This window comes from Micromonospora sp. ZG13 (assembly GCF_059359355.1).
In genome coordinates this window covers 15,700-31,687 of record NZ_JCADBQ010000004.1, presented here as the reverse complement: position 1 = coordinate 31,687, position 15,988 = coordinate 15,700, and the positions used below count along the sequence as shown (strand labels likewise).

The window sequence follows — 15,988 nt, the reverse complement described above, 5'->3', positions numbered from 1 at the left end:
CGCTCCGACGCCGGTGTGCGGTGGCGCTCCGACGCCGCTTCGACACCGTTGCGGTGGTGCCCCATCGCGGTTGCAGTGAGACCAAAGGCGGACGAGGCGCACCCGTCGCAAGGCAGCGGCAGTACGCCTCGCGCGCCCTTTGGAGCTGATGACGTAAACGACTCAGCCGGTCCGGCCTCCCCGACGAGCGCCAGCGACCCAGAGGGCGATGTCACAAACGATTCAGCTCCAAAGGACGGGCGCGACACCACCCCTGCCCGACACCACCTCCGCCCGACACGGCCCCCGCCTGACACCACCTCGCCCGGCACGGCCCCGCCGACAACGCCTCCGGTAGAGCGGGCCGCGCGAGCGGCGCGACCCGGCCGGCAGTGGTTAGGCTTAGTGATGACCATCTATTACCGGGACGACGCGGTGCAGGTGACGTCGGAGTCGATCCGGGCCGGCGGGCTCGCCGTGGCGATCGCCGACGTGACGTACGTCTGGCACGCGCAGGGGCCGAAGACGCTGGCGGTACGGGGGCGGGTGCTGGGTCGCGGCGTCCTGGTCCTGCTCCTCTCGCTGCCTCCGCTGGTCGCGGTGGTCTGCGTGCTCTCGCTGGCCTGGTCGGCGCAGGACAGGGGCGAGTGGCAGCTGGCGCTGATCATCCTCGCCGCGTGCGTCGTCGGCGCGCTGGCCCTGGCCCCCTTCCTGGAGATCCCGCTCGGCTGGCTCGACCGCTCCTACGAGCGGGGCAGCAAAGTGCACGAGCTCTGGGTCCAGCACCACGGCCGGGAGGTGCTGCTGCTGCGCACCCCCGACGCGCTGCGGTTCGGGCAGATCTACCGGGCGGTGCAGCGCGCGGTAGAGCAGTACACGGACTCCTGACCACGGGGCCTGCCGCCCTGTCCGGCGGTACGGGCGCGGGCGACGCACACTTGGTGCCATGGTGATTCCCCTCCCCCGGCCCGCCGCGGTCGTCGGTCTGACCCGATCCGCCCTCGATCAGGCCCTCGGCTCGGCGGCCTCGTTCGCCGCCGTGCCGGCCCGCGCGTTCGCCGTGCTGGACTCGGTGGAGGCCCTGCTGAAGCGGGTCGACGGCATGGTGGACCGCATCGACGGCGTGGTGGACCGGATCGAGCAGACCCTCGACCGCACCGACCGGGTGCTCACCGACGCCGATGGCGCGGTGCGGGAGGTGGCCGTCATCAGCGCCGCCGCGACCACCGCGATCGAGACGGCCACCGAGGTGGCCGCCGCCGCGGCCGTCGTGGTCGGCGAGGCGGAAAAGGTGTCCCGTACGGCCGGTGCGGTGGTCGCCGAGGCCGACGCGGTGGCCGTACGGGCGGCCGGCACCGTGGGCACCGCGGCGGAGGCGGCGGCCACCGCCGCCGAGCTGCTGACGGCGTACGAGCCGGCGCTGCGCCGGGGCGCCCCGATGGCGAACCGCTTCGTCGAGCAGCTCAGCCACGAGGAGGTGAACGCCGCGATCCGGCTCGTCGACGAACTGCCGAAGCTCAAGCAGCACCTGACGGCGGACATCCTGCCGATCCTGGCCACCCTCGACCGGGTCGGGCCGGACCTGCACGACCTGCTCGACGTCACCCGCGACCTGAAGCTCGCCGTCGCCGGCATCCCCGGGCTGGGCATGCTCCGCCGCCGGGGCGAGAAGCTCACCGACGACACCGAGGCGTGACCGAAGGACGTACGGCCCGTGGCCGGGCGGCTCAGGCAGGAACGTAAAGCTCGTCGATCTCGGCCCGGGTGGGCAGCGCCACGGAGGCGCCGAGCCGGCGGGCGCAGGCCGCCCCGGCCGCCGCCGCCCAGCGCACCGCGTCGACCACGTCCCGGCCCTCGCCCCAGGCCACCGCGAGCGCGGCGGTGAAGGCGTCCCCGGCGGCCGTGGAGTCCACCACGTCGACCTTGACCGCCGGCACGTGCACGGCGGTGCCGTCGCGGTCGCCGTACCAGGCGCCCTGCGCGCCGAGGGTGAGCACCGCCCGGGGCGCCAGGTCGAGCAGGGCCGACGGCTCGTCCAGGCCGTGGCCGGTGAGCGCATGGGCCTCGGTCTCGTTGACCACCAGCAGGTCCGTCGCCGCCAGCAGCTCCGGCGGCACCGGCACCGCCGGGGCGGCGTTGAGCACCACCCGGGCGCCGGCCGCCCGGGCGACGACGGCCGCCTCGGTCACCGTCGCGACCGGGATCTCCAGCTGCGCGAGCAGCACGTCCGCCCCGCGTACGGCGGTCAGCTCGGGCTCGGTCAGGCCGGTCATCGAGGCGTTGGCCCCCGGGCTGACCAGGATCGCGTTCTCGCCCTCGGCGTTGACCATCACCAGCGCCACCCCCGACGTGCCGTACGTCGTGCGGAGCTGCCCGGTGTCGACCCCGGCGGCGGTGATCCGCGCCCGCAGGGTGACGCCGAACGAGTCGGAGCCGATCGCCCCGAGGAAGGCGCAGGAGGCGCCGGCCCGGGCCGCGGCGACGGCCTGGTTGGCGCCCTTGCCGCCGGGCACCATGACGAAGTCGGTGCCGAGCAGGGTCTCCCCCGGCCGGGGCAGGGCGGGGGCGGTGCCCACCAGGTCCATGTTGGCGCTGCCCACCACGACGACCCGGGTCTGCCGCATCGTCACCTCCCCGTCAGGCGGCGCGGGCGGTGAACCGGTCGCCGGAGCGCTGCACGGCCAGCGGCAGCCCGAAGGTCTTGGAGAGGTTGTCCCCGGTCAGCGTGGCGTCGAGGAGCCCCTGCGCCACCACGCCGCCCTCGCGCAGCAGCAGCGCGTGCGTGAAGCCGGGCGGGATCTCCTCCACGTGGTGGGTCACCAGCACCAGCGCCGGGGCGTCCGGGTCGTACGCCAGCTCGGCCAGCCGGGCGACCAGGTCCTCCCGGCCGCCCAGGTCGAGCCCGGCGGCGGGCTCGTCGAGCAGCAGCAGCTCCGGGTCCGTCATCAGCGCGCGGGCGATCTGCACCCGCTTGCGTTCCCCCTCGGAGAGGGTGCCGTAGGTGCGCTCGGCGAGGCCGCCGATGCCGAGCTGGCCCAGCAGCGCGCGGGCCCGGGCCTCGTCACTGCTGTCGTAGCTCTCCCGCCAGCGCCCGAGCACCGACCAGGCGGCCGTGACGACGACGTCGCTGACCCGCTCGTCGGCGGGTACCCGCTCGGCGAGCGCGGCGGTGGAGAGCCCGATGCGGGTGCGCAGCTCGTTGACGTCGGTGCGGCCGATCCGCTCGCCGAGCACGTGGGCGGTGCCGGTGGTCGGGTGCAGCCGCCCGGCGGCGAGGTTGAGCAGGGTCGTCTTCCCGGCGCCGTTAGGCCCGAGCACCACCCAGCGCTCGTCCAGCTCGACCCGCCAGTCGACGTCGTGCAGCAGTGCCGTGCCCGCCCGGCGTACGCCGACGCCGTCGAGGCTGACCACCAGATCCTCGTCCCCAGTCACCCGACCATCCAACCACGCAACGCCGGGGCGCCCCCCACGGGCGGCGCCCCGGCCATAGGGTGGGGCGCCGTGTCGTTGGTCACCACAACCGGAGGACGGTCCATGCCCGGTCGCAGCGGGGAGCCACGCGGATGAGCGCGGTCATCGAGATCGAGGGTCTGCGTAAGACCTTCCACAGCGTGCGGCAGGGCCGCCGGGTGGCGGTCGACGGCTTCGACCTGCTGGTGGAGGCCGGCCAGATCCACGGTTTCCTCGGCCCCAACGGGTCGGGCAAGACCACCACGCTGCGCGCCCTGCTCGGGCTGGTGCGGTCCGACGCGGGCCGGATGACGGTGCTGGGCGTCCCCTCGCCGGCCGGGCTGCCCCTGGTGTCCGGGCGGGTCGGCGCGATCGTGGAGAGCCCGCAGTTCTTCGGCAACTTCACCGGCCACCGCACCCTGCGCCTGCTCGCCCGGGCCGGCGGCGTGCCGGTCGCCCGGGTCGACGAGGTGTTGGAGCGGGTGGGCCTGCGGGACCGGGGCGACGAGCGGGTCAAGGGCTACTCGCTGGGCATGAAGCAGCGGCTTGCGGTGGCCTCCGCCCTGCTCAAGGACCCGGAGCTGCTGATCCTGGACGAGCCGGCGAACGGGCTGGACCCGGCCGGCATCCGGGAGATGCGGGACCTGATGCGTTCGCTGGCGGAGGCCGGCGTGACCGTGCTGGTCTCCAGCCACATCCTCGCCGAGATCCAGTTGATCTGCGACCACGTGACGATCATCTCGCGGGGCCGGCGGGTGGCCGCCGGGCGCGTCGACGAGGTGCTGGCCGGCTTCGACCGGCACGAGCTGCTGGTGCGGGTGGACGATCCGCAGCGTGCCGTGGAACTGCTGACGGCGGCCGGGCTGGCGGCGACCGGGCACGACGACCACCTGGTGGTGGCCGACGTGGACGACGCCACCGAGGTCAGCCGCACCCTCGGCGAGGCGGGCCTCTGGGTACGCGAGCTGACCCCGCTGCGGCCCGACCTGGAGAGCGTCTTCCTCGAACTGACGGGCACGGCGGCGCACCCGGCGCTGCCCCGGCAGGTGGACGACTCGGTGCTGCCCGACGGCGGGCCCTCCGAACCGGTGATCGACCTCGACGTGCGGGGAGTGGACGCGTGAACCTGGTCCGTGCCGAACTGGAGCGTCTCGGCGCCCGGCGCTTCGTGCAGCTCATGCTCGTCCTGCTGGTGCTCGCGTTCGGCGTCACGGCGGCGACCACCCTGGCCAACTCCCACCGGCCCAGCGCCGAGGAGATCTTCGAGGCCCAGCGCAGCGCCGCCGCGGCGCGCGGCGAGCTGGAGCGCGTCCACCAGCTCTGTCTGGACCGGCAGCGCGGCGCCGTGCTGGCGGACGACGTGCGGGAGTACGTCCCGGACGACTGCGGCGAGGTCGACCCGGCCCTGATGGAGCGGGCGCCCGTGGCGGCCGACTTCCTCCACGGGGTGTTCACCTTCGCCGAGGAGGCCGGCTCGCTGCTCTACTTCCTCATCGCCTTCCTCGCGCTCTTCGGGTTCCTGGTCGGCGCCTCCTACATCGGCGCCGACCTGAATTCGGGCGGCGTGGTCAACCTGCTGCTCTGGCGTCCCCGGCGGATGACGGTGCTCGGCACCAAGCTGGGCACCCTGCTCGGCGCGACGGCGCTGCTGTCCGTGCTGGCCTCGGCGGCGTACCTCGGGACGTTCTGGCTGATCGGTCGGTTCGCCGGGCGGCCGGGGCGGCTCGACGGGGAGTTCTGGGGCTCGCTGGGCGCGACCTGGGGCCGCGGCCTGCTGCTGGTGCTGCTGCTCACCGTCATCGGGTTCGCCGTCGCCACCCTGGGCCGGCACACCTCGGCGGCGCTCGGCGCGATCGCCGGCTACCTGGTGGTGTGGGAGCTGGGCGCCCGGCTGGTGATGGAGATCCTGGACGTCGTCAAGGTGGACCGGTACATGCTCTCCAGCCACGCGGCCGCCCTGCTCAACGGCCGGATCGAGTTCTGGGACTACCGGGCGTGCGACAACGGGGTTTCCAATTCCTGCAACGGCCTCTACGTGATCACCTGGCAGTCGTCGCTGGTCCTGCTGCTCGGGCTGACCGCTGCCCTGACTGCCGCCGCCTTCGTGGCGTTCCGCCGCCGCGACCTGATGTGACGCCCGGCCGCCGGCGACGTCGCGGGCACGGGGCGCGGGGCGGGAACCGCGCGGGCGCGGCAAGACCTTGCAGGATGCCGGCCGGCGATGAAATATTCCTTCACATGTCGCCCGCCTGCCGCCGCACCCGCCGAACCCGGTCGGCGGCCGGCGGCGCGCGGCCCGCGCCGGCGGGCGGCCGGGCCCGGTCAGCCGACGGTCGAGCCGAAGACCTCGTCGCGGACGGCGTCCAGGGCGGTACGCAGCGCACCCCGCAGGATCGGCTCCTCGGTCAGCCCGGTGGGCACCACCCGGGGGCGGACCAGCGTGATCGCCGCGACCTCGTGCTGCACCCGCTCGGCCAGCGCCGCCCCGCCGGCCTGGCCGACCTCGCCGGCGAGCACCACCAGCGGCGGGTCCAGCACCACGCAGGTGCTCGCCACGCCCAGCGCCAGCCGGCGGGCCACCTCGTCGAGCATCGGGCCGCCGGCCGTGCCGTCGGCCACCGCCGCCCGCACCGCGGCGGCGGCGCTGTCGTCCGGGTAGCCGTGTGCGCGGGCCAGCTCGCGGACCGCGTCGCCGCCGATCAGCTGCTGGAACGCCGGCTTCGCCCGGCGGGAGACGTCACGCGGGATGGGCGCGCCGGGCACCGGCAGGTAGCCGATCTCGCCGGCCGCGCCGCTGCTGCCGTGGTGCAGCCGGTTGCCCAGCACGATCGCCAGGCCGACACCGGCGCCGACCCAGACCAGGACGAAGTCCGTCAGGCCCTGGGCCGCGCCCGACTGCGCCTCGGCGACGGCGGCCAGGTTCACGTCGTTCTCGAAGACCACCGGGGTGTGCAGGTCGTCCCGGAGCGCCGCGAGCAGACCGGTGTGCCAGCGGGGCAGGTTGAAGGCGAACGTGATGTCCCCGGTGCCGGGGTCGACGAGGCCCGGGGTGCCCAGCACGATCCGGCGTACGCTCGACAGCTTCGCCCCGGCGCTGCTCGCGGCCTGGACCACCGCGTTGTGCACGACCCCCACGGGGTCGTCGGTGTCCTGGGTCGACTGCTCGACGCGGCCGATCACCGCCCCGGTGATGTCCGCGCAGGCCGCGACCACCCGGTCGGCGCCCACGTCCACCCCGACCACGTGCGCGCTGCCGGGCCGCACGGCGTAGAGCTGGGCGTTCGGCCCCCGCCCGCCGGCCTGCTCGCCGACCCGGGTGACCAGGCCCCGCTCCTCCAGCCGCTCGACGAGCTGGGAGGCGGTGACCTTGGACAACCCGGTCAGCTCGCCGAGGCGGGCCCGGGTCAGCGGCCCCTGCTCCAGCAGCAGCTCCAACGCCGCGCGGTCGTTCAGCGCCCGCAACAGGCGGGGGGTGCCGGGCAGCCGGGTCGCACTCATGCCACGTCCTCTAGTTTTGGTAAACCTTGCTAACTGTAAACCGACCTGCGAGCGGGTAGCCGACAGCGTATCGGCCGCCCGGGAGCGGGGTGGTCGGCCGACCCGGTACGTCACCGACCCCCGCCGGTACGACCTCCGTACCGCCGGGGACGAAAGGGGAAGATCACGTGGGGCTGGATCCAGGACTGCGCCGGCTCGCGCTCGGCACGCTGCTCGCCGCGTACCCGGGGCCGGTTCCCCCGGGCTGGGCGGTCGACCTGGTGGCCGAGGGGCTCGCCGGGCACACCCTGTTCGGCACCAACGTCCACGACCCGGCGCAGGTGGCGGCGAGCACCGCCGCCCTGCGGGCCGGCCGCCCGGACGTGCTGATCGCGATCGACGAGGAGGGCGGTGACGTCACCCGGCTGGCGCACGCCACCGGCAGCCCGTACCCGGGCAACGCCGCGCTCGGCGCGATCGACGAGGTGACGCTGACCCGCCGGGTCTACGAGGCCATCGGCGCGGAGCTGGCCGGCCTCGGCGTGACTGTCAACCTCGCGCCGACGGTGGACGTGAACACCGCCGACGAGAACCCGGTGATCGGCACCCGCTCGTTCGGCGCGGACCCGACCCGGGTCGCCGCGCACTCCGCCGCCGCCGTGAGCGGGCTCCAGGCCGCCGGGGTCGCCGCCTGCGCCAAGCACTTCCCCGGGCACGGCGCGACGGTCGCCGACTCCCACCACGAGCTACCGACCGTGGACGTACCCCTCGACGTGCTGCGCCGCCGCGACCTGCCGCCCTTCGCCGCGGTCGTCGCGGCCGGCGCGCAGGCCGTGATGACCGCGCACATCCGGGTGCCGGCACTGACCGGTGACGGCCCCGCCACGTTCAGCCGGGCCGTCCTGGTCGACCTGCTGCGCGGCGAGTACGGCTTCACCGGCACGGTCATCACCGACGCGCTGGAGATGAAGGGCGCGGCGGTGGCCGCCGGCGGGGTGGGCCCGGCCGCCGTGCGGGCCCTCGCCGCCGGCGCCGACCTGCTGTGCATCGGCGCCCAGGTCGACGCCGAACTGGTCGAGCGGGTGGTCGCGGAGATCGTCGGGGCGCTCGGCGACGGCCGCCTCGACCGGGCGCGGGTGGAGCAGGCGGCCGGCCGCGCCGCCGCGCTCGCCGCCTGGACCCGGGCCGCCGGCACGACGTCCGTCGCCCCCGACGGGCTCGGGTACGCGGCGGCGCGGCGCGCCGTCCGGGTGGAGGGGGAACTGGCCGGCCTGGACCGCCCGCTGGTCGTCCAGCTGCACGCCGCGTCGACCATCGCCGAGGGGCGGGTGCCGTGGGGCCTCGGCCCGCACCTGGACGGCGCGGAGGAGTTGCGGGTGGTCGCCACCGAGACCGGGCCGGCCGCCCTGCGCCAGCTCGCCGGGGACCGGCCGATCGTGCTGGTCGGCCGCCACCTGCACCGGCTGCCGGGCGGGGCGGAGCTGGTGACCGCGCTGGCCGCCGAGCACCCGGTGACCGTGGTCGAGATGGGCTGGCCGTCGCGGTGGCGTCCGGTGGGAGCGCGGGCCTTCGTCACCACGTACGGCGCGAGCCACGCCTGCGGCCGGGCGGCAGCCGAGGTGCTCGGCCTGGCCGGCTGACGCCGGCGCATACCCCGACCTGGCCCGATCGGCTTCGACCAGGCCCGGTCGGGGTATGCGACGGCATGACCGCCACCGATCCCTGGCACCGGGCCCTGGCCGACCTCGTGTCCCGGTCCCACCGGTTGCCGCCGGACGAACTCGCGGCCACGGTCGACGCCGCGCTCCGGCCACTGGGCGCGGCGGCGACCGTCTACCTGGTCGACGCCGAGCAGCGCGACCTGCGCCCGCTGCCCGGTTCGCAGCGGCCGGCGCCGACGGTGCTGCCGATCGACACGAGCCTCGCCGGCCGCGCCTTCACGCAGGTCGAGGTGCACGTGAGCCCCGGGCCGCCGCCCCGGCTGTGGGTGCCGATCGTCAACGGCACCGACCGGCTGGGGCTGATGGAGGTGTTCCCGCCGCCCGACGCCGACCTCGCCGACGAGGCGCTGCGCGACGGCTGCCGACTCGTCTCCGGGCTGGTCGGTCACCTGGTCACCAGCAAGCGGGACTACGGCGACGTCCTGCACCGGGCGCGGCGCAGCCGGCCGATGGCGGTCTCCGCCGAGCTGCTGTGGCACCTGCTCCCACCGCTGACCTTCGCCACCGGGGAGGCGGTCGTCAGCGCCCTGCTGGAGCCCTGCTACGAGGTCGGCGGGGACGCCTTCGACTACGCGGTGCACGGTGGGGTCCTGACCCTGGCGATCCTCGACGGCGTCGGGCACGGCCTGCCGGCGGTGCTGACCACCTCGGTGGCGCTGGCGGCGCTGCGGGCCGCCCGGCGCACCGGCGCGGACCTGCCGGGTCTGGCGCGGGCGGTGGACGCCGCGATCCTCGCCGAGTGGCAGGACGCGCGCTTCGTCACCGCGGTGCTCGCCGAGTTCGACACCGGCAGCGGGCTGCTGCGCTACGTCAACGCGGGGCACCCGCCGCCGGTGCTGCTGCGCCGGGGACGGGCCGTACGGGAGCTGGCCGGGGGCCGTCGGCTGCCGCTGGGCCTGCCGGACGGCGACGTCGAGGTGGCCCGTGCCCGGTTGGAGCCCGGTGACCGGCTGCTGCTGCACACCGACGGGGTGACCGAGGCGCGCGACCCGGCGGGCGAGATGTTCGGGCTGACCCGCCTGGCCGACCTCGCCGAGAGGCACATCGGCTCCGGGCTGCCGGCCGCGGAGACGCTGCGCCGGCTCAGCCACGCGGTGACGGAGCACCAGGGCGGGACGCACCAGGACGACGCGACGCTGATGCTCGTCGAGTGGTCCGCCGAGGCGTCGGCGAACGCGGAGCCCTGAGCCCGGTCAGTCCAGTCCGCGCCACCCGCGCGCGACGGGCCGGCCCGATTCGACGTCGGCGAGCCCGAGCAGGGCGCCGACCCCGGTGATCCGCAGGACCCGCGCCACCCCCGGCTGCGGGGCGGTCACCCGCAGCGGCACGTCGCGCTCGCGGCCCACGGCGGCGCCGTGCACCAGGACGCGTACGCCGCTGGAGTCCATGAAACGCACGTCGGCGAGGTCGACGACGACCTCCCGGACGGCGGGCCGGCGCAGCGCCTCGGTGAGCGTCGCCTCGAACTCGGGGGCGTTGGCCATGTCGATCTCGCCGGCCGGGCGCAGGACGACCCGCCCCGGCTCCGTGTCCCGCGTGTCCGGGTCCATGGCTCGCCTCACCGTCGAAGGGACGCGCCGGCACCGGCGCGCCTCGACGATACCGGCCCCCGCCCGCCCGGGACGCTTCGAGGACCCGAGGAGCTACTTGAACACGTTCAACAAGTCGCCTACGCTCAGGCGGCAAGAGTTGAACACGTTCAAGAAGGGCGTCCGCGATGGACACGAAGGTCTGGATGTACCTGGTCTACCTGGCGATCAGCATCGGGTTGACCGTGTGGGTGGCCCGGGCGCTGTCGCGCAACGGGTTGGTCTTCCTGGAGGAGGTGTTCGCCGACGAGCGGCTGGCCAAGGCCGTGAACAGCCTGCTCGTCGTCGGCTTCTACCTGCTCAATCTCGGCTACGTCACGGTGGCCATGAAGCATCCCGACCCGGTCGGCTCGACCGCCCAGGCGATGGAGGAGCTCTCCCTCAAGATCGGCCTCGTGCTGCTGGTGCTCGGAGCGCTGCACTTCTTCAACGTCTTCGCGCTCGGCCGGTACCGCCGCGGTCGGCTCCGCCAGTACGCCACCCACCCGCCCGTCGCCCCGGTCGGCCGGCTGCCGATGCCACCCGCGCCGCGCGACGCCCAGCCCGCCGGGGCCCGGCCCGCGGGGCCGTACCCCACGGGGCTGCAGCCCGCCGCCGGACCGCACCCCGGCGGACCGCACCCCGCCGGACCGGGAGCGGGGACCGGGGCGGTCGGCGGACCGCCGGCCCGATGAGCGCCCGACCCACGGGCGGGTCGGGCGGATTCCCGGACGCCACCGCGCACGGGGGCGGTGGCGTCCGGGGGTTCACCGTCCTCTACGACGCGCACTGCCCGCTCTGCCGCTCCGCGCGGCGCTGGCTGGCGTCCCGCGCCCAGCTCGTACCCCTGGAGTTCGTGCCGGCCGGCTCGGCCGAGGCCCGGCGGCGCTTCCCCGGCCTGGACCACGACGCCACGCTGCGGGACCTCACCGTGGTCGCGGACACCGGCGAGGTGTACGCGGGCGACGGCGCCTGGTTCGCCTGCCTCTGGTCGCTCGCCGACCACCGGGCGACGGCGGAGCGGCTGGCCCGCCCGCACCTGCTCCCGCTTGCCCGGCGGGTGGTCGCCGCCGCCTCCTCGGTCCGGCAACGGGTGCGCGACCCGTGGGCGGAGCCGGCCGACGACCCGGCGGGATACGGTGGCCCCGATGACCGAGCAGACTGCGCCGACGACCGCTGCGGGTGAGCCGGCGACCGCGCGCGGCGAGCAGACCCGGCAGCTCATCCTGGACACCGCCATGCGGCTGTTCCGCGAACGCGGTTACGCCCGGACCACCATGCGCGCCATCGCCCAGGAGGCCGGGGTGGCGGTGGGCAACGCCTACTACTACTTCGGCTCCAAGGATCACCTGATCCAGGAGTTCTACGCCCGCTCGCAGACGGAGCACCGGACGGCGGCCGGGCCGGTGCTCGCCCGCGAGAGCGACCTCGCCGCCCGGCTGGCCGGGGTGATGCACGCCGGGATCGACGTGCTCACCCCGTCGCACTCCTTCGCCGCCAGCTTCTTCAAGACGGCGGCGGAGCCGACCTCACCGCTGAGCCCCTTCTCGGCCGAGTCCTCCGGGCCACGCGAGGCGGCGATCGGGCTCTTCGCCGAGGCGCTGGACGGCTCCACCGCCCGGGTCGACCCGGAGCTGCGCCCGCACCTGCCGGAGCTGCTCTGGCTGGCGTACATGGGGGTGGTGCTCTACTGGGTCTACGACCGCTCGCCCGGCCAGGCCCGCACCCGGCAGCTCATCGACGGCGCGGTGCCGCTGGTCGACCGACTGGTAGGGCTGTCGCGGTTGCGCGTGCTGCGCCCGGTGACCCGGCAGGTGCTCGACCTCATTCGTACGCTGCGTCACTAACTGCCGAACGCGGCCATCCTCCAAATAGCCGCAGGTCAGAGTCCGTTAGTCGACACCCGGATCGCACCAGTGGCACCTTGCCGACGCCCTCACCGATACGTAGCGTGATGGGTGCGCACACCACCCGCGGGCCCTGGGGGGAGACTGCGGACCGTGGATCCGGCCCGGGAACCACGGTCCGCGCCCCGCCCTCGGGCACGCTCAGGGCGGATAGACGCCGAACGACCGCCAGCCCCGGTCGGCGAAGCCGGCAGCGGTCGCCACCCGGGCGGAGGCGGTGTTCGCGGGGTCGTGCAGGTACGTCGGGACGGCCCCCTCGTCGAGCACCCGGCGCGCCGCCTGGGCGACCAGCCGCCGGGCCAGTCCCCGCCCCCGGGCCGCCGGCACGGTGCCGACCGCCAGCTCGTGGCCGTACGCGTCGTGCCGCTTGATCCCGACCCCGGACAGGTAGCGGCCCTGGGCGTCGCGTGCCACCAGGACCGGCCGGTCGAACAGGCGCAGCCAGGACGGCAGCCCGGCGGCGTTCGGGGCCGTCCACTCCCCCGCGTCCGGCAGCGGGGTCGGCGCAACGCTCCACCGGAACACGTCGTCGTGCACCGCCCAGCCGGGTCGGCCGACCGCGGCGGGCAACGCCGCGAGCGGCGGGCCGCACGGCCGCCGGGCCAGCTCGCGGACCGCCGCGACCCGGTCGGGGGCGACGGAGAGCACGGTGCTCGCGCCGGCAGCCACCGCGACGGCCGGCCGGAGCCTGCCGTCCCAGGCCGGTCGGGCCCGCCGGTGCGAGCCGACCACGTGCAGCCCGGGCCCGGCCGGCCACTGGCCGAGCCAGCTCGCCAGGTGCAGATGCAGCCGCCGGTCGAGCATCGCCGGTCACCTCCCCACGGCCGTCGGTCGTCACCCGGAGGCCGGGCCGCCGACGCCGCCCGCCTCGCCGACGATCACCGTACGCGGGCGCGGCGCGGTGCGCGCGCGAACCCGTCGGGGGTGGACCGGCGCGGGTCCCCGTGACCCGACGGAACCCGCCCCGCGCAGCGGGGACGCGCGCGATGATTGGGTGGCGTGGCGGGCGGGTAAACGTATCGACACACCGATGGCCGCCGATTCGTGGGACGAGGGCCGATCACGGGAACCAGACGCATCGACCGGCCGTCATATTCATTTTCATACATGGACAACTTTGTTTGGGACGGTATGGTCATGCCGAATCAGCCGAACGACCGGTACCACCAGGACCCGGAGCGACTCTGGCGATGCACCGAGGCCACCGGGTGGTTCCCGGCCCAGTCGGCGTACCGGGGCCACCGCGCCGGGCCCGAGGCGCTCCCGTGGAGCGAGGTCGACAAGCAGCCCGCCGGCGCCGCGTCGCGCGGCGGCCGGAACACCCACTGACCACCCCGCGCAAGGCCCGGTCGTACCGCGACACACCCGGACGGTCCACCGGCGGCTTTCGCACACCTGTCGGGTAATTTCTTCTGGTCCGGCATCCCGGCCTACGACAGGAGAAGCTCCGCGCATGGGCAAGAAGACGATCCACGTCTCCGACTTCAGCGGCACGGTCATCCAGCCCGACGACGAGGTGGTCCGCGTCGTCGTCCTGGAGCACCCGGACCTGGTCGCGGGGCCCGTACGGCTGGACGCCACCCCGGTCGAGGTGGAGAGCATCGACGACGCCGCGCTGGACGTCGCGGTGGTCGAGATCCACGACCGGCACGGCGACGGCGAGCCGCGCCGGGTGGTGCTCACCGCGAGCGAGTTCGACGCGATGGCGACCGACGTGCCGATGGCGCAGCTGCTGAAGACCGCCGAGCGGGTCCGCCCGCCGAAGGCCCGCAAGGGCGCGGAGCGGGTCGACTACGGCACGATCGAGCACGCCGGCCGGCCGCACCGGGGCCGGGTCACCGAGGAGGAGGCCCGGCTGGTGCGCGAGCGGCTCGACGAGGTCAACAAGCGGCTCGCCGACGCCGGGATCCGCCAGGTGGACCCGACGGACCCCGAGCACGCCGCCCGCTACGGCTTCCCCGCCGCGCCCTGAGGCGGGTCATTCCCGCATCTGGACGGCCCGCAGGGCCGCCGCCACCCACTCCTCGGTCGCGGCCTTGGTCACGCCGAGCCCGCTGAGGACCCCGGCGCCGTTCTCGTGCTCCAGCAGCGCGAGCAGGATGTGCTCGGTGCCGACGTAGTTGTGCCCGAGGCGCAGGGCCTCCCGGAAGGTCAGCTCCAGCGCCTTCTTGCCCTGGGCGTCGTACGGGATCAGGTCGGGCACCTCGGCGGTCGAGGGTGGCAGTGCCGCCGTCGCGGCCTCGCGTACGCGTTCCAGCGGCACCCCCTGGGCGACGACGGCCTTCGCGGCCAGGGCCTCCGGCTCGTTGAGCAGTCCCAGCACCAGGTGCTCGGGGCGGATCTCGGCGTGCCCGGTGGCCCTGGCCTCGTTCTGCGAGGCCATCACCACGTTGCGCGCGCGGGGGGTGAACCGGGAGAAGCCCTGCTGCGGGTCGGGCGGCGTCTCGTCGGCCTTCGGCACGAAGCGCTTCTGCGCCGCCTGCTTGCTGACGCCCATGCTGCGGCCGATCTCGGTCCAGGACGCGCCGGAGCGGCGTGCCTGGTCGACGAAGTGGCCGATCAGGTGGTCGGCGACCTCCCCGAGGTGGTCGGCCGCGATGACCGCGTCGGTGAGCTGGTCTAGCGCGTCGGTGTGCGCCTTCTTGATCGCCCGGATCAGGTCGTCCAGGCGTACGGGGTTGGTCATCTGCACTGGATCCGTCATGCGTCAACCATAGGTTGACGCACGCATGCCGTCAACCCAAAGTTGACGATCGGCACCACAGCTCCCGCGGGCTCGTCGGCCTCGGCAGACGACGGCCGGTGATCACCCGTAGGAAAGTTTCACCATTGCCTCGCTCGATATAGAAGTTTTACGATTCGGCCTCCATCGTCCAACCCTCCCCACGGTACGAACATCGGAGGCAACAATGTGTGACGCACCGGAGACAGGCACGCTGCTCCACGTACCGGCCCGGCGCCGCGCCCTGTTCACGGCGCTGGGCGTCGGCGCCGGCATCGGGGTGCTCGGTCTGCCCAGCCCCGCGCTGGCCGCCGTCGCCGGCTGGAGCAACCCGACCCGCGGCACGCTGACCTCCGGCTACAAGAGCCCCAGCCGGCCCGGTCACCTGGGCTGGGACGTGGCCAACAGCCAGGGCACCCCGATCTACGCCACCGCCGACGGAACCGTCCGGGACGTCAAGACCAACTCGTACCCGGGCGACACGACGAGCGGGCCGCTGGCCGGTCGCACCGGCAACAGCGTCCACATCAACCACGCCGACAGCTACTTCTCCTACTACGGCCACCTGCACCGGGTGCTGGTCAGCGCCGGTCAGCGGGTCAGCTGCGGGCAGCTGATCGGCCTGATGGGCAACACCGGCAACTCGACCGGCCCGCACCTGCACTTCGAGATCCACCGGCCCCGGCTGACCTCGCTGGACCCCCGGGTCTTCCTGGCCAACCGGGGCATCACCCTCGGCTCGACGGCCCCGGTCGGCAGCACCGGCTACCCGAGCGTCAGCCAGGGCGCCTCGGGCTGGATGCCCCGGGTGATCCAGTACCTGGTGCGGGCCCGCGGCATCTCCGTCGTGGTGGATGGGATCTACGGACCGGGCTGCGCCGCCTCGGTCAGGTCGTTCCAGAGCAGCCGGGGCCTCTACGCCGACGGCATGGTCGGCCCGATCACCTGGACCGCGCTCGTCCTGCCCCTGCGCGAGGGCAACTCCGGCGACCTGGTGCGCGGCCTCCAGACCGCCCTCAACGCCCGGGGTGCCAGCCTCCTCGTCGACGGCGGCTTCGGCTCGGTCACCACCAGCGCGGTGCGCGCCTTCCAGAGCCGCAACGGCCTCGTCGCCGACGGCCTCGTCGGGCCGGTGACGTGGAGCGTGCTCATCTGAGCGGCACC

General features: G+C 74.7%; 18 protein-coding genes. 12 read left to right on the top strand and 6 right to left on the bottom strand.

Going from position 1 to position 15,988, the window contains the following annotated elements:
- The first annotated feature begins 387 nt into the window (after window positions 1-387).
- On the top strand, window positions 388-867 hold the full coding sequence (locus AC5L34_RS10630) for a DUF6232 family protein (protein WP_441175449.1): 480 nt from the start codon (window positions 388-390) through the stop codon (window positions 865-867).
- Window positions 868-925: 58 nt separating this feature from the next.
- Window positions 926-1,675 carry a hypothetical protein gene (locus AC5L34_RS10625; RefSeq protein ID WP_441175450.1) on the top strand — a complete coding sequence of 250 codons (750 nt, stop codon included), beginning with the start codon at window positions 926-928 and terminating at the stop codon, window positions 1,673-1,675.
- Between the two features lie 31 nt (window positions 1,676-1,706).
- On the opposite strand, the gene AC5L34_RS10620 is transcribed toward AC5L34_RS10625, so the two are convergent.
- Window positions 1,707-2,603: a ribokinase gene (locus AC5L34_RS10620; protein ID WP_441175451.1), complete on the bottom strand. Its 897-nt coding sequence runs from the start codon at window positions 2,601-2,603 to the stop codon at window positions 1,707-1,709.
- A gap of 13 nt (window positions 2,604-2,616) precedes the next feature.
- Entirely contained in the window at window positions 2,617-3,423 is an 807-nt protein-coding gene (locus AC5L34_RS10615) for an ABC transporter ATP-binding protein (protein ID WP_441175452.1), read from the bottom strand.
- 119 nt (window positions 3,424-3,542) lie between these two features.
- On the opposite strand from AC5L34_RS10615, the gene AC5L34_RS10610 reads away from it, so the two are divergent.
- Both AC5L34_RS10610 and AC5L34_RS10605 read left to right on the top strand, forming a co-directional pair.
- Window positions 3,543-4,553 carry an ABC transporter ATP-binding protein gene (locus tag AC5L34_RS10610; RefSeq protein ID WP_441175453.1) on the top strand — a complete coding sequence of 337 codons (1,011 nt, stop codon included), beginning with the start codon at window positions 3,543-3,545 and terminating at the stop codon, window positions 4,551-4,553.
- Window positions 4,550-5,563, top strand: a complete 1,014-nt coding sequence (locus AC5L34_RS10605; protein WP_441175454.1) for a DUF2705 family protein — start codon at window positions 4,550-4,552, stop codon at window positions 5,561-5,563. Before AC5L34_RS10610 ends, AC5L34_RS10605 begins: the two co-directional genes overlap by 4 nt.
- 188 nt (window positions 5,564-5,751) lie before the next feature.
- Here the strand turns inward: AC5L34_RS10605 and AC5L34_RS10600 are convergent, their stop codons facing one another.
- Window positions 5,752-6,927, bottom strand: a complete 1,176-nt coding sequence (locus AC5L34_RS10600) for an ROK family transcriptional regulator (RefSeq protein WP_441175455.1) — start codon at window positions 6,925-6,927, stop codon at window positions 5,752-5,754.
- Between the two features lie 167 nt (window positions 6,928-7,094).
- Here AC5L34_RS10600 and AC5L34_RS10595 point away from each other — a divergent pair, with 167 nt between their 5' ends.
- Together AC5L34_RS10595 and AC5L34_RS10590 are read left to right on the top strand one after the other, a co-directional pair.
- On the top strand, window positions 7,095-8,546 hold the full coding sequence (locus AC5L34_RS10595; RefSeq protein ID WP_441175456.1) for a glycoside hydrolase family 3 N-terminal domain-containing protein: 1,452 nt from the start codon (window positions 7,095-7,097) through the stop codon (window positions 8,544-8,546).
- A gap of 65 nt (window positions 8,547-8,611) precedes the next feature.
- Window positions 8,612-9,814 carry a PP2C family protein-serine/threonine phosphatase gene (locus AC5L34_RS10590; protein WP_441175457.1) on the top strand — a complete coding sequence of 401 codons (1,203 nt, stop codon included), beginning with the start codon at window positions 8,612-8,614 and terminating at the stop codon, window positions 9,812-9,814.
- A 6-nt stretch (window positions 9,815-9,820) separates the two neighbouring features.
- On the opposite strand, the gene AC5L34_RS10585 is transcribed toward AC5L34_RS10590, so the two are convergent.
- Window positions 9,821-10,177 carry an STAS domain-containing protein gene (locus AC5L34_RS10585; protein ID WP_441175458.1) on the bottom strand — a complete coding sequence of 119 codons (357 nt, stop codon included), beginning with the start codon at window positions 10,175-10,177 and terminating at the stop codon, window positions 9,821-9,823.
- Window positions 10,178-10,344: 167 nt separating this feature from the next.
- On the opposite strand from AC5L34_RS10585, the gene AC5L34_RS10580 reads away from it, so the two are divergent.
- The 3 genes from AC5L34_RS10580 to AC5L34_RS10570 are packed head-to-tail and all read left to right on the top strand — an operon-like array spanning window position 10,345 to window position 12,042.
- Window positions 10,345-10,890, top strand: a complete 546-nt coding sequence (locus AC5L34_RS10580) for a hypothetical protein (protein WP_441175459.1) — start codon at window positions 10,345-10,347, stop codon at window positions 10,888-10,890.
- A complete protein-coding gene (locus tag AC5L34_RS10575; protein ID WP_441175460.1) occupies window positions 10,887-11,381 on the top strand; it encodes a thiol-disulfide oxidoreductase DCC family protein in 495 nt (164 codons plus the stop codon). The genes AC5L34_RS10580 and AC5L34_RS10575 overlap by 4 nt, the downstream gene beginning before the upstream one ends.
- Window positions 11,344-12,042 carry a TetR family transcriptional regulator gene (locus AC5L34_RS10570; protein WP_494824689.1) on the top strand — a complete coding sequence of 233 codons (699 nt, stop codon included), beginning with the start codon at window positions 11,344-11,346 and terminating at the stop codon, window positions 12,040-12,042. The genes AC5L34_RS10575 and AC5L34_RS10570 overlap by 38 nt, the downstream gene beginning before the upstream one ends.
- Before the next feature lie 201 nt (window positions 12,043-12,243).
- Here the strand turns inward: AC5L34_RS10570 and AC5L34_RS10565 are convergent, their stop codons facing one another.
- Window positions 12,244-12,906, bottom strand: coding sequence for a GNAT family N-acetyltransferase (locus tag AC5L34_RS10565; RefSeq protein ID WP_441175462.1), 663 nt, complete (start codon window positions 12,904-12,906; stop codon window positions 12,244-12,246).
- A 333-nt stretch (window positions 12,907-13,239) separates the two neighbouring features.
- On the opposite strand from AC5L34_RS10565, the gene AC5L34_RS10560 reads away from it, so the two are divergent.
- Together AC5L34_RS10560 and AC5L34_RS10555 are read left to right on the top strand one after the other, a co-directional pair.
- Complete coding sequence (locus AC5L34_RS10560; RefSeq protein WP_363903089.1) at window positions 13,240-13,431, top strand: DNA repair protein; 192 nt, start codon at window positions 13,240-13,242, stop codon at window positions 13,429-13,431.
- A 124-nt stretch (window positions 13,432-13,555) separates the two neighbouring features.
- Window positions 13,556-14,074 carry a hypothetical protein gene (locus AC5L34_RS10555; RefSeq protein ID WP_089001680.1) on the top strand — a complete coding sequence of 173 codons (519 nt, stop codon included), beginning with the start codon at window positions 13,556-13,558 and terminating at the stop codon, window positions 14,072-14,074.
- A gap of 6 nt (window positions 14,075-14,080) precedes the next feature.
- Here AC5L34_RS10555 and AC5L34_RS10550 read toward each other — a convergent pair whose 3' ends face one another.
- A complete protein-coding gene (locus tag AC5L34_RS10550) occupies window positions 14,081-14,806 on the bottom strand; it encodes a Clp protease N-terminal domain-containing protein (protein ID WP_441175463.1) in 726 nt (241 codons plus the stop codon).
- A 205-nt stretch (window positions 14,807-15,011) separates the two neighbouring features.
- On the opposite strand from AC5L34_RS10550, the gene AC5L34_RS10545 reads away from it, so the two are divergent.
- Window positions 15,012-15,980, top strand: a complete 969-nt coding sequence (locus AC5L34_RS10545; protein ID WP_441175464.1) for a peptidoglycan DD-metalloendopeptidase family protein — start codon at window positions 15,012-15,014, stop codon at window positions 15,978-15,980.
- The last annotated feature ends 8 nt before the right edge of the window (window positions 15,981-15,988 follow it).